The sequence below is a fragment of the Roseateles sp. L2-2 genome (assembly GCF_050613215.1).
In the GTDB taxonomy this organism is placed as follows: Bacteria; Pseudomonadota; Gammaproteobacteria; order Burkholderiales; family Burkholderiaceae_C; genus Roseateles; species Roseateles noduli.
Window position 1 is genome coordinate 5365745 of sequence record NZ_CP192509.1, and the last position, 13218, is coordinate 5378962.

The 13218-nt window shown below is 68.9% G+C and carries 10 protein-coding genes; all 10 read right to left on the reverse strand.

What is annotated here, in order from left to right; all coding sequences use genetic code 11:
• Positions 1-217: 217 nt before the first annotated feature.
• The 10 genes from ftsZ to ACQZ13_RS24035 all read right to left on the reverse strand — a co-directional run bounded on the left by ftsZ (position 218) and on the right by ACQZ13_RS24035 (position 13211).
• Positions 218-1453, reverse strand: a complete 1236-nt coding sequence (gene ftsZ, locus ACQZ13_RS23990) for a cell division protein FtsZ (RefSeq protein WP_088406129.1) — start codon at positions 1451-1453, stop codon at positions 218-220.
• A 123-nt stretch (positions 1454-1576) separates the two neighbouring features.
• Positions 1577-2806, reverse strand: a complete 1230-nt coding sequence (gene ftsA / locus ACQZ13_RS23995) for a cell division protein FtsA (protein WP_067276931.1) — start codon at positions 2804-2806, stop codon at positions 1577-1579.
• 8 nt (positions 2807-2814) lie between these two features.
• A complete protein-coding gene (locus tag ACQZ13_RS24000) occupies positions 2815-3651 on the reverse strand; it encodes a cell division protein FtsQ/DivIB (RefSeq protein ID WP_431048392.1) in 837 nt (278 codons plus the stop codon).
• A 49-nt stretch (positions 3652-3700) separates the two neighbouring features.
• The gene (locus tag ACQZ13_RS24005; RefSeq protein ID WP_431048393.1) at positions 3701-4744 is read right to left on the reverse strand and encodes a D-alanine--D-alanine ligase; all 1044 of its coding nucleotides are present in this window, start codon (positions 4742-4744) and stop codon (positions 3701-3703) included.
• On the reverse strand, positions 4741-6177 hold the full coding sequence (gene murC / locus ACQZ13_RS24010) for a UDP-N-acetylmuramate--L-alanine ligase (protein WP_431048394.1): 1437 nt from the start codon (positions 6175-6177) through the stop codon (positions 4741-4743). Before murC ends, ACQZ13_RS24005 begins: the two co-directional genes overlap by 4 nt.
• A complete protein-coding gene (gene murG / locus ACQZ13_RS24015) occupies positions 6174-7283 on the reverse strand; it encodes an undecaprenyldiphospho-muramoylpentapeptide beta-N-acetylglucosaminyltransferase (RefSeq protein WP_431048395.1) in 1110 nt (369 codons plus the stop codon). Before murG ends, murC begins: the two co-directional genes overlap by 4 nt.
• 79 nt (positions 7284-7362) lie before the next feature.
• Positions 7363-8646: a putative lipid II flippase FtsW gene (ftsW, locus tag ACQZ13_RS24020; RefSeq protein ID WP_431048396.1), complete on the reverse strand. Its 1284-nt coding sequence runs from the start codon at positions 8644-8646 to the stop codon at positions 7363-7365.
• A complete protein-coding gene (gene murD / locus ACQZ13_RS24025) occupies positions 8643-10589 on the reverse strand; it encodes a UDP-N-acetylmuramoyl-L-alanine--D-glutamate ligase (RefSeq protein ID WP_431048397.1) in 1947 nt (648 codons plus the stop codon). The genes ftsW and murD overlap by 4 nt, the downstream gene beginning before the upstream one ends.
• Before the next feature lie 17 nt (positions 10590-10606).
• Complete coding sequence (mraY, locus tag ACQZ13_RS24030; protein ID WP_088406135.1) at positions 10607-11785, reverse strand: phospho-N-acetylmuramoyl-pentapeptide-transferase; 1179 nt, start codon at positions 11783-11785, stop codon at positions 10607-10609.
• Positions 11775-13211, reverse strand: coding sequence for a UDP-N-acetylmuramoyl-tripeptide--D-alanyl-D-alanine ligase (locus tag ACQZ13_RS24035; protein WP_431053374.1), 1437 nt, complete (start codon positions 13209-13211; stop codon positions 11775-11777). Before ACQZ13_RS24035 ends, mraY begins: the two co-directional genes overlap by 11 nt.
• Between the last annotated feature and the right edge of the window lie 7 nt (positions 13212-13218).

Below are 13218 nucleotides of genomic sequence, written 5' to 3' on the forward strand. Positions count from 1 at the left end.
CCCCAACCTCACCCTGGACCATGCATTCGCTCTGTCTTGTGATCGCGCGCCAGTGTGCCGAAGTTCACAGTCCGGGACGAGCCTTCAATTGCAACAAGAGCCTCCGAGCCCCTTGAATGCGGGCATCCGCGACCCCAGCGCCGGGACGAAAAAAGACCGTGGCCCTTTCGGGACACGGTCTTGAAGCTGATGGCGTTCGAGAGGTCGGTCTCGGGTCTCAGTCCGCCTGCTTGCGCAGGAAGGCCGGGATCTCGATCTCGTCCATGCCGTTGGACGACAGCGCCTCGACCTTGGCCGCGGCGGTGCGGCCGTGGCGCCAGACGCTGGGGACGCTCATGCCGCCGAAGTCGGAGGCCGACATCGGTGCGGCGGCGGGCGAGCCCTGCGCGGCGGCCGAACCCGGCATCACCACCGGCTGCGTCAGCACCGGCATGTTGTCGGTGCCGGTGCGCAGCTGCGGCTGCTGCACGACCAGCTGCGGCTGCTGGCGCGCCGCGGCGCGCTGGCTCAGGCCGGTCGCGATCACGGTGACGCGCAGCTGGTCGCCCAGCGATTCGTCGTAGGCGGTGCCGTAGATGATGTGCGCGTCTTCAGCGGCGTAGCGCTTGATCGCGGTCATCGCGTTGCGGCTCTCGGCCAGCTTGAAGTTGTTGCGGCTCGCCGCGATCAGCACCAGCACGCCGCGCGCGCCGGACAGATCGATGCCTTCCAGCAGCGGGCAGGCGACGGCGCCTTCCGCGGCCTTGGACGCGCGGTCCGGACCGGCCGCCACGGCCGTGCCCATCATCGCCTTGCCCGGTTCGCTCATCACGGTCTTCACGTCTTCGAAGTCGACGTTGACCAGGCCCGGCATGTGGATGATGTCGGAGATGCCGCCGACCGCGTTCTTCAGCACGTCGTTGGCGTGCGCGAAGGCCTGGTCCTGCGTGACGTCGTCGCCCAGCACTTCCAGCAGCTTGTCGTTCAACACGACGATCAGCGAGTCCACGTTCGCTTCGAGTTCCTGCAGGCCCAGGTCCGCGGCCTTGCCGCGGCGGTTGCCTTCGAACTCGAACGGCTTGGTGACCACGCCGACGGTCAGGATGCCCATTTCCTTGGCCACGCGGGCGATCACGGGCGCCGCGCCGGTGCCGGTCCCGCCGCCCATGCCGGCGGTGATGAACAGCATGTGCGCGCCGGTGATGGATTCGCGGATGCGCGCCTCGGCTTCCTCGGCGGCAGTTTTGCCGACCTCGGGTTTCGCGCCGGCGCCCAGGCCGGTATGGCCCAGTTGCAGGAGTTGATCGGCCTTGGAGCGATTCAGGGCTTGGGCATCCGTGTTGGCCACGATGAATTCCACGCCCTGGACACCTTGGCTGATCATGTGCTCGACCGCGTTGCCGCCGCCGCCGCCCACGCCGATCACCTTGATCTGGGTGCCTTGATCAAACTCTTCGATCATCTCGATCGCCATATCAAACCTCCTGTCCATATTGTGCAGTTGCCATCAGCAAAATAGAAGTGGGATCCACCCTTTTTTAGGGGGCAAAACCCTCAAACGTCGTAAAGAAAGCGTGAGCCGGTCGGTGCCGACTTCTTAGAAATTCCCCAGGAACCAGTCCTTGGCGCGACCGAACAAGGTCTTCACGGACCCCGCCTGCTGCGCCGCCTTGAATCCCCGTGTGCGCGACAGCCGCGCTTCCTCCAACAATCCCATCACGGTGGCCGAACGGGGATTGGCCACCATGTCGAACAATGCGCCGTTGTAGGTCGGATTTCCCCGACGTACCGGTTTCAGGAAAATATCCTCGGCCAGTTCCACCATCCCCGGCATGACCGAGGAACCGCCCGACAGGACGATTCCGGAAGAAAGCAGCTCTTCGTAGCCGGATTCCCGGATGACCTGGTGGACGAGCGAGAAGATTTCCTCGACCCGAGGTTCGATGACCCCGGCCAAAGCCTGCTTGGAGAGCATGCGGGGTGCCCGGTCGCCCAAACCCGGAACTTCCACCTGATCCGCCGGATCGGCCAGCAATTGCTTGGCCACGCCGTGCTCGACCTTGATTTCCTCCGCATCCTTGGTCGGGGTGCGCAGCGCCATCGCGATATCGCTGGTAATCAGGTCGCCGGCGATCGGAATCACCGCGGTATGGCGGATCGAGCCGCCGGTGAAAATCGCCACGTCGGTGGTGCCGGCGCCGATGTCGACCAGCGCCACGCCCAGGTCGCGCTCGTCCGAAGTCAGTGCCGCCAAACTGGAAGCGCTAGGATTCAAGACGAGTTGCTCGACTTCCAGTCCGCAGCGGCGCACGCACTTGACGATGTTCTCGGCCGCGCTCTGGGCGCCGGTCACGATGTGGACCTTGACCTCCAGCCGGCCGCCGCTCATGCCGATCGGCTCTTTCACCTCATGGCCGTCGATGACGAATTCCTGCGGCTCCACCAAAAGGAGGCGCTGGTCGTTCGGGATATTGATGGCCTTGGCGGTTTCCACCACCCGCGCGACATCCACCGGCGTGACTTCCTTGTCCCGCACGATCACCATCCCGGTCGAGTTCTGGCCGCGGATATGGCTGCCGGTAATCCCGGTATAAACCCTAGAAATCCGGCAGTCGGCCATCATTTCGGCCTCTTTCAGGGCCTGCTGGATGGACTGGACGGTGGCGTCGATATTGACCACGACGCCGCGCTTGAGACCGTGACTCGGCGCGACGCCCAGACCGGCGATGCGCAATTGGCCGTCCCCCATCACCTCGGCCACCACCGCCATGATCTTGGCGGTGCCGATGTCCAACCCGACGACCAAATCCTTGTATTCCTTGGCCATGCCTGTCCTCAATTCTTCTTGGCGCCCTTGGGCGCAGTGGTAACCGTCGTCACGCCCGCCAGCCGGACCGCATATCCGGATTCGTGGCGGAGGTCCGCCGATACCAGCGAGGTGCGGTAGCGGGCGGTGATCTGGGGAATGCTGGCGATGAATTGGCCATACCGGGCGACGACCTCGGCCTCGCTGCCGCGGCCGAGTTCCACGACGGCCCCCTTTTCCAGGGTCGCCTTCCAGGAGCCGCGACCCGACAAATCCAGCCGGGCGACGCCCTCGTCCAGTTTTCCGTGGGTCAGCGGATCGAGTTGCCGCCACATCGCCAGCATCGCCGCCGAGGATTTGGCGGGGCCGGCCAGGGTGGGCAGGTCCTCGTCCTCGACGTCGCCGAGATTCGCCTCGAAGACCTCGCCGAAACTGTTCACCAACCGGGTATCGACGACCGCCTCGCTGTCGGCGTCGGCGTTGTCGGCCTTGGTTTCCCAGTAGGCGGCGGGACGGTGTTCCTCGAGCGAGACCACGAGGTGCAGCGGCCAGACGCGGCGCACGGTGGCGTGGCGCACCCAAGGCACCGCCTCGAAGGCGGCGCGCGCCTGCTGGAGGTTCATCGTCAGGAAGTTGCCGCTCAGCCGGGGCAGCGCGTTCGCGCGCAGCGAGGCGCTGCTGTTGCGGCTCACGTCGCCCTCGACCGTGATCGACTTGATCGAGAACGCCGGTTGTCTGGCCAGCCAGTGCAGCCCCACGGCCCCGGCGGCCAGCGCCAGGACGGCCAGCAGCAGACCCGCGACGCCGTTCATCACGCGGATGTCCGGCGGCAGCGGGCTGGCAGTGTGGGTGAAGGTGGCGCCCATGGCGGTGGCTCGGGGTCTCGGGTGCGTGTCGGGGTCGTTCGGGGCCGACTCAGGCCTGGCTGTCCAGCCGCGCCTGCGACAGGAGGTAGAGGCACAGCTTCGGATAGGAGATGCCGACGGCGGCGGCCGCCTTCGGCACCAGCGAATGGGAGGTCATGCCCGGCGAGGTGTTGATCTCCAGCAGGAACAGTTGCCCGTCGGACTTGCGACGCATCACGTCGACGCGGCCCCAGCCGCGCGCGCCCAGCGAGCGGTAGGCGGCGAGCACCAGGTCCTGCACGCGGGCCTGCTCGTCGGCCGGCAGCTGACCGACCAGATACTGGGTCGTGTCGGTGAAATACTTGTTCTGGTAGTCGTAGTTGCCGCCCTCGGCGCGGATCTCGATGACCGGCAGCGCGATCGCGTCGGCACCCTCGCCCAGCACCGGGCAGGTCAGCTCGGCGCCGTCGACGAATTCCTCGCACAGCACTTCGGCGTCGTACTTCGCGGCGAGTTCGACGGCTTCCTGCATGTCGGAGTAGCCCATCACCTTGCTCGCCCCGATGGAGGAGCCCTCGTGCGGCGGCTTGACGAAGATCGGCAGGCCGAGCTCGTCCGGCACGGCGCGGACGCGCTCGCGCTGCAGCTCGCCGCGCTTGAGGCTGACCCAGCGCGGCGTCGACAGCCGGTCGGCCAGCCAGACGCGCTTCGTCGTGATCTTGTCCATCGCGATGGCCGAGGCCATCACGCCGGAACCGGTGTACGGGATGCCCATCAGTTCGAGCGCGCCCTGCACGGTGCCATCCTCGCCGTGACGGCCGTGCAGCGCGATGAAGGCGCGTTGGAAGCCTTCGGTCTTCAGTTCGAGCAGGTTGCGCTGGCCCGGATCGAAGGCGTGCGCGTCCACGCCCTCCGACTGCAGCGCGGCCAGCACGCCGCTGCCCGACATCAGCGAGACCTCGCGTTCGGCCGAGTCGCCGCCGAAGAGCACGGCGACCTTGCCCAGCGACTTCGCATCGATGCGGTCGATGGCCAGGTGTTGATAGAGCGCCGAATGCGCCGAATGCGCGGAAGGCCCAGCGGGCGCCGAGGCGTTGTTGAGGTCCGTGGTCATGCGCGGCCTCCCTTCGTCATGAGTTCAACGGTGCGCGCGGGGACGGCGGCGATCGAGCCGGCCCCCATCACGATCACCACATCGCCGGCGCGCGCCTGGTGGGCGATCGCCTGCGGCAGTCCCTGCCAGTCGCCGACGAAGCCCGCCGCAGTGCCGCGGTCGGTCACCGCGCGCGCCAGGCTTTCGCCGCTGATGCCGGGCAGCGGGGACTCGCTGGCGGCATAGATCTCGGTCAGCAATACGCCGTCGGCCTGCGCCAGGACGTCGGCGAATTCCTCGAAGCAGTCGCGGGTGCGCGTGTAGCGGTGCGGCTGGAAGGCCAGCACCAGACGGCGGCCCGGATAGGCGCCGCGCGCGGCCTTCAGCACGGCCTGCATCTCGACCGGGTGATGGCCGTAGTCGTCGATGAGCAGCGCGGTGCCCTCCGCCGTCGCGCCACTCGCGGGCGACACCGGCAGCTCGCCGTAGGACTGGAAACGACGACCCACGCCGCCGAAGTTGGCGAGGCCCTGGAGCAGCGCGGCGTCGTCGACGCCCAGCTCCATCGCCATCGCGATCACCGACAACGCGTTCAGCACGTTGTGCTGGCCGTTCAGGCGCAGCAGCACGTCCAGCGCGGGCAGCTCGCGACCTTGACGATCGCGGCGCAGCGCGACGAAGCGCATGCCGCCGCCCGCTTCGGCGGCGACGTCGGTCGCGCGCACGGCGTTGCCGGCTTCGAACCCGTACAGGATCACCGGCCGCGACAGCATCGGCACGATGCTGCACACGCCCTCATCGTCGCCGCACAGCACCGCCGCGCCCCAGAAGGGCATGCGGTGCAGGAAGTCGACGAAGGCCTGGCGCAGACGGGCCATGTCGTGCCCGTAGGTATCCATGTGGTCGGCGTCGATGTTGGTGACGATCGCCAGCTGCGGCAACAGGTGCAGGAAGGAGGCGTCGGATTCGTCCGCCTCGACGACCATGTGCAGCCCGCCGCCCAGCGCGGCATTCGCGCCCGCGGCCAGCAGCTGTCCGCCGATCGCGTAGCTCGGATCCAGCCCCGCCTGCTGCATCACCGTCGTCAGCAGCGAGGTCGTCGTCGTCTTGCCGTGCGTGCCGGCGACGGCGATCCCCAGGCGCGGGCGCATCAGCTCGGCCAGCATCTGCGCGCGCAGCAGCACGGGGATGCCGTGCTGGTGCGCGGCCATCAGCTCGGGGTTGTCGGCCTTGATCGCGCTGGACTTGACCAGCACCTGCGCGGCACCGACGTGCTCGGCGGCGTGGCCGATCATCACGTCGACGCCCAGCGTGCGCAGGCGGCGCGTGGTGTCGCTCTCGCCCTGGTCGGAGCCGCTGACGCGGTAACCCTGCGCGGCCAGCAGCTCGGCGATGCCGCTCATGCCGGCGCCGCCGATGCCGGTGAAGTGGATGCGTTGGAGGGCGTGCTTCATGCGCGCGCTCCGTTCTCGGACTTGGCGTCGCGGGCGTTCACGAGCGCTTCGAGCTCATCGGCGACGCGGCCCGCCGCGCGCGGACGCGCCAGCGAGCGCGCCTTGGACGCCATCGCCAGCCAGTGCTCGCGCGGCTGCTGCAGCAGGTCGAACAGCGCCTGCGCGCTGAGCTCGCCTTGCGGCAGGTGCGTGCCTGCGTTGTGCTGCGCCATGTATTGCGCGTTGTCGCGCTGGTGCGAGGTCGTGCTGACGACCAGCGGCACCAGGATGCTGGCGACGCCGGCGGCACACAGCTCGGACACCGTCACCGCGCCGGCGCGGCAGATCACCACGTCGGCCTCGGCCAGACGCTGCGCCATGTCGTTGATGAAGGGCACGACCTCGGCCTGCACGCCGACCTTGGCGTAGGCGGCCTGCACGAGCGGGAAGTTGGCCTCGCCCGTCTGGTGCGTGACCAGCGGCCGCTGATGCTCGTCCCACAGCGCGAGCGTCTGCGGCAGCACGTCGTTGATCGCACGCGCGCCCAGCGAGCCGCCGACCACCAGCACCTTCAGCGGACCGTTGCGTTCGGCGAAGCGCAGTTCGGGCGCGGGCAGGTCCTCGATCTCGACGCGGACCGGGTTGCCGGTGACCACGCTCTTCTTCTGCTGCGCGGCGGCGAGGCCGTCGAAGCCGAAGGCGATCTTCTTCGCGACCGGCGCCAGCGCCTTGTTGGACAGCAGCAGCGCGGCGTCGGCGTTCACCAGCATCAGCGGACGACGCATCACCCAGGCCATCAGGCCGCCGGGGAAGCAGACGTAGCCGCCCATGCCGAGCACCGCGTCGGCCTTGCGCGCGCTGAAGACGTGCGCGCTCTGGCCGAGCGCCTTGAACATGCGCACGACGCCCAGCAGCGAATGCTTGAGGCCCTTGCCGCGCAGCCCGGCGAAGGACAGGCGGTCCATCGGCAGACCGGACGGCGGCACGAGCTTGTTCTCCATGCCGGCTTCGGTGCCGAGCCAGGATACGGTCCAGCCGCGGCGCTGCATCTCCGCGGCGACGGCGAGTCCGGGAATGACATGACCGCCCGTACCGGCGGCCATCACGACGAGGTGACGCGTGCTCATGTGGACCCCTCGTCCGCGGCTCGCCGCGTCCGGTCCCCCGAGGGGACGTGAGCTTGCTTGGGGCGGCCCGGCGCTGCGCTCATGCCCGCCCTCCCCGCATCAGTTGTCTGTTCTCGATGTCGATGCGCAAGCAGATGGCCAAGGCAATGCAATTCAAAACGGTGGCGGAACCGCCGTAGCTCATCAGCGGCAGCGTCAGGCCCTTGGTCGGCAGCGCGCCGAGGTTCACGCCCATGTTGATGAAGGCCTGGCCGCCCATCCAGATGCCGATGCCCTGCGCGTAGAGACCGGCGAAGACGCGGTCCAGCGCCACCGCCTGGCGGCCGATGTGGAAGAGCCGGCGCGACAGCCAGAAGAACGCGAAGATCACGATGGCCACGCCGATGAAGCCGAGCTCCTCGCCGATGACGGCGAGCAGGAAGTCGGTGTGGGCCTCGGGCAGGTAATGCAGCTTCTCCAGGCTGGAGCCCAGACCCTGGCCGAAGAACTCGCCGCGGCCGAAGGCGATCAGCGAGTGCGTCAGCTGGTAGGCCTTGCCCTGCGCGTACTTCTCGTCCCACGGATTGAGGTAGGCGAAGATCCGTTCGCGGCGGAAGTCGCTGAAGGTGATCATCAGCACGAAGGCGCCGATCAGCACCGCCACGCTGAGGAAGAACATGCGGCCGTTGACGCCGCCCAGGAACAGGATGCCCATCGCAATGGCCGCGATGACCATGAAGGCACCCATGTCCGGCTCGGCCAGCAGCAGCATGCCGGTGAAGGCCAGCGCGGCGGCCATCGGCCACACGGCGCGGACGAAGTTCTCCTTCACCTCCATCTTGCGGACCATGTAGTTGGCCGCGTACATCGCGATGGCCAGCTTGGCCAGCTCGGAGGGCTGGAAGTTCATGACGCCCAGCGGCAGCCAGCGGCGCGCGCCGTTGACGCCCTTGCCGACGTGCGGGATCAGCACGATCATCAGCAGCGCCAGCGCGACGACGAAGAGCTTGGGCGCGTGACGCTCCCAGAAGCTCACCGGCACCATCACGGTGATCCAGCCCGACAACAGCCCGATCGCGATGAACAGGCTCTGACGCACGAAGAAGTGCATCGGCTGGTACTTCGCGAACTTGGGGTTGTCCGGCAGCGCGATCGACGCCGAATAGACCATCAGCAGGCCCAGCGCCAGCAGCGACAGCACGACCCAGATCAGCGTCAGGTCGAAGCCGAGCAGCCGCGTGGGCTGGCCGGCGGAGGTGGACACCCAGTCGCGCACCGGCACGTCGACGCTGCCCGCGCCGCCGGCGCCCGCGGCGGACGGACGGCGCGAGGCCAGCGCGCGCACGCGCTCGCTCACGGTCTCGAAGAAGGACGCGGCGCTCATCCGATGAGGCCCTCGTCTTCCGTCATCTCGCGCACGGTGGCGATGAACACCTCGGCGCGATGGGCGTAGTTGCGGAACATGTCCAGGCTGGCGCAGGCCGGGCTCAGCAGCACGCTGTCGCCGGCTTGCGCCTGCGCGAGCGACCAGTGCGTCGCGGCTTCGAGCGAGTCGTGGCGGTGCATCAGGACGCCGCTGTCCTGCAGCGCGGCTTCGATCTGCGGCGCGTCGCGGCCGATCAGCGCCACCGCGCGGGCGTGCAGCGCGATCGGCGTGGCCAGCGGGGAGAAGTCCTGCCCCTTGCCGTCGCCGCCCAGGATCATCACCAGCTTGGCCGGCGCACGGTCGGCGCCCAGCCCCATCACGGCGGCGACGGTCGCGCCGACATTGGTGCCCTTGGAGTCGTCGTAGAAGTCGACACCCTTGATGGAGGTGACGAACTCGACGCGGTGCGGCTCGCCGTGGTACTCGCGCAGGCCGTGCAGCATCGGCGCCAGCGGGCAGTCGATGGACGTGGCGAGCGCCAGCGCCGCCAGCGCATTCGCGGCGTTGTGGCGGCCGCGCACGCGCAGCGCGTCGGCGGGCATCAGGCGCTGGATGATGAGATCTTCCTCGTCATCCTTGCGCCGCTTCAGGCCCTTCAGTTCTTCTTCGGCCTCACGGGCGCGGACCAGCCACGCCATGCCGTTCTCGACCACCAGGCCGAAGTCGCCGGGACGACGCGGCGCGTCCAACCCGAAGCGGACGACGGTGCGTTCGACGACCTTCGCCGGGCGACCGCGGCCTTGCTTCACGGTGATCGGCGCCGGGATCAGCGCTTCGACCTCGGGGTCGTCGCGATTGATCACCAGCACGCCGTGCTCGCCGAACACGCGACCCTTGGCGCGCGCGTAGGCCGGCATGTCGCCGTGCCAGTCCAGGTGATCCTGCGTGATGTTGAGCACCGCGCCGGCGCTCGGCTCGAAGCCCTTCACGCCGTCGAGCTGGAAGCTCGACAGCTCCAGCACCCAGACCTGCGGCAGCACCTCGAATTCGGCCGGCTTGGGCGGCGGCGGCTTGATCGGCAGCGGCTGCTCGTCGAGCAGTTCGGCAACGGTTTCGAGCGCGGTGCGGTCATCCGTGGGCGCCTGCGCGGCAACGGACTCCACCACCGGTTCGGTCGGCTCGCTCGACTCCGCAGCCTCGCCCGGCTCGATCTCGTTCGCGTCGAACGACTCCAGCAGCACGTCGGCGTTCGGGACTTCGGGCACGTCGCCCACGTCCTCGACGGCGACGGTCTCTCCGGGCGCCGTCGACACCACGGATTCCACGGCCAGGTCGACGACGGCTTCATCCGCAGCGTCGGCCGCATCGGCCTCGGCGGCGATGTCGGCGGCGACCTCGTCCCCCTTGGGCTGCGGCATCGGCTCCTTGTCGAGCGCCTCGCTCAAGGTGCCCAGCAGCGTCGGGCCGATGTTGCCGGCCATCGCGACACGGCGGCCGGCGCGCTCGACCAGCAGCGCGGTCATGCTGGTGGTCGTCGTCTTGCCGTTGGTGCCGGTGATCGCGAGCACGCCGGGCTCGTAGCGGTACAGCGTCTTCAGCTCCGCCAGCGCCTGCGCGAACAGCTCCAGCTCGCCGCGCACGCGCAGGCCGATCTCCTCCGCGCGCTCGAACAGCGGCTTCAGCCGCGCGTCCAGCGGCGACAGGCCGGGGCTCTTCAGCAGCACCCAGCTGTGGTCGATCGAGGCCAGCAGCGCCGGCGAGAACTCGCCGTGCTCGAACGCGGCGTCGGGCAGGCGTTCGCGCAGCGCGGCCAGTTGCGGCGGCTGTTCGCGGCTGTCCCAGACGGTGACGCGCGCGCCCAGGCGCGCGGCCCAGGCCGCCATCGCGAGCCCGGAGTCGCCCAGGCCCAGCACGAACGCGTGCCGGTCCTGGAAGAGCGCCGGGAAGTGGAGGGAGGACATCGTCGTTCCGTTCCCGCTCAGCGCAGCTTCAGGCTGGCCAGGCCGACCAGGCACAGCAGCATGGTGATGATCCAGAACCGGATGACGACCTGCGTCTCCTTCCAGCCCGACTTCTCGAAGTGGTGGTGCAGCGGCGCCATCTTGAAGATGCGCCGCCCTTCCCCGTACTTCTTCTTCGTGTACTTGAACCAGGTCACCTGGAGCATCACCGACAGCACCTCGGCGACGAAGACGCCGCCCATGATGCCGAGCACGATCTCCTGGCGCGTGATCACGGCCAGCGTGCCCAGGCCGCCGCCCAGTGCCAGCGCGCCCACGTCGCCCATGAACACCTGCGCCGGATGCGCGTTGAACCACAGGAAGGCCAGCCCCGCGCCCGCGAGCGCGGCGCAGAAGATCAGCAGTTCACCGGCGCCGGGAATGTAGGGGAACAGCAGGTAGCGGCTGTACACCGACGAGCCCGTCACGTAGGCGAAGACGCCCAGCGCCGAGCCCACCATCACCACCGGCATGATCGCCAGGCCGTCCAGGCCGTCGGTGAAGTTCACCGCGTTGCTGGTGCCGACGATGACCAGGTAGGACAGCCCGATGAAGCCGAACACGCCCAGCGGGTAGCTGATCGACTTGAAGAACGGCAGCATCAGGTCGGCCTTGGGCGGCAGCTCGGTCGAGAAGCCGCTCGTGACCCAGCGGAAGAACAGCTGCACGACGCCAAGGAAGCTGGTCTCCGACACGCTGAAGGCCAGGTAGATCGCGGCGATCAGGCCGATGATCGATTGCCACAGGAACTTCTCGCGGCTGCGCATGCCCTCGGGGTCCTTGTTGACCACCTTGCGGTAGTCGTCGACCCAGCCGATCAGGCCGAAGCCCATGGTCACCAGCATCACCACCCAGACGAAGCGGTTGGACCAGTCGAACCACAGCAGCGTGGACACGCCGATGCCGATCAGCACCAGCACGCCGCCCATGGTCGGCGTGCCGCTCTTGGCCAGATGCTGCTGCACGCCGTACTCGCGGATCGGCTGGCCGATCTTGAGCTCGGTCAGGCGGCGGATCACCCAGGGGCCGAAGGCCAGGCCGATCAGCAGCGCCGTCAGCGCCGCCATCACCGCGCGGAAGGTGATGTAGTTGAAGACGCGGAGGAACCCGAGTTCAGAGTAATTGGCCTGCAGCCATTGGGCCAGACTAAGCAGCATGGGGGTCTCCTGGGCCGCCGGACTGCAAGGCGGCCACGATCTGTTCCATCTTCATGAAGCGCGAACCCTTGACGAGGATGTTCTGCACTTGCGGCGCGTCCTTCAGCGCGACGATCAGTTCGGCGACGGTGTCGAACGCGCGGGCGCCCGCGCCGTAGGCGGTCGCGGCGTCGCGCGCGGCGGCACCGGCGGTCCACAGCGCGGCCAGGCCCTGGTCGGCCGCATGCGCGCCGACTTCCTCGTGGAAGGCCGGGCCTTGTTCGCCCACCTCGCCCATGTCGCCGAGGATCAGCCACGACGCGCCCGGCAGCTCGGCCAGCACGTCGATGGCGGCGCGCACGCTGTCGGGGTTGGCGTTGTAGCTGTCGTCGATCAGCGTGATGCGACGGCCCTGCCACACCGCCGTCTGCAGCGCGGAGCGGCCCTTCACGGCCTTGAACGACTGCAGCCCGTCGCGGATCGCGGCGAGCGGCGCGCCCGCGGCCAGCGTGCAGGCCGCGGCGGCCAGCGCGTTGCGGACGTTGTGCTGGCCGGCCATCGCCAGCGCGACCGGGACGGACCCGGCGGGGGTGAGGATCTCGATCGCCCAATGGCCCGCACTGCCGGCGGCCGCGGTCGCATCGGTCGGCGCGACCCACTGCGCGCGGCCCATGACGTCGGCCTGTCCCTGCAGCGCGAAGGTCAGCGTCGCGCGGCCCACGGCCTGCGACTGCCACACCGGCGCGCACGGATCTTCGGCGGGGAACACCGCGACACCGGCCGTGCCGAGCGCGCCGATCACGGCGCCGTTCTCGCGCGCCACCGCCTCGACGGTGTGCATGAACTCCTGGTGCTCGCGCTGCGCGTTGTTCACCAGCGCCACCGTCGGCTGCGTCATCGCGGCCAGCGGCGCGATCTCGCCGGGGTGGTTCATGCCGAGCTCGACCACCGCCGCCCGATGCCACGCGGCCTCGTTCTGGCGCAGGCGCAGCAGCGTCAGCGGCACGCCGATCTCGTTGTTGAAGTTGCCTTCGGTCGCCAGCATCGCCGCGTCGCCCAGCCAGGCGCGCAGGATGGACGCGATCATCTGCGTCACGGTCGTCTTGCCGTTGCTGCCGGTGACGGCGATCACCGGCAGGTGATGCTGTTCGCGCCAGGCTTGCGAGAGCAGACCCAGCGCGGCCTTGGCATCGGGCACGAGCAGACCGGGCAGGTCGGTCTCGGCGAGGCCGCGCTCGGCGATGGCCGCGGCGGCGCCGGACGCCTTCGCCTGCGCGAGGAAGTCGTTCGCGTCGAAACGCTCGCCGCGCAGCGCGACGAACAGGTCGCCCGCGCGCAGCGAGCGCGTGTCGGTGTGCACGCGCAGCAGCGGCGTGGAAGGCTCGCCCACGAGCGTCGCGGCCGGCAGCAGCGGCGACAGCAGTTCGAACGCGCGGCCGAGCGTCATCATCGGC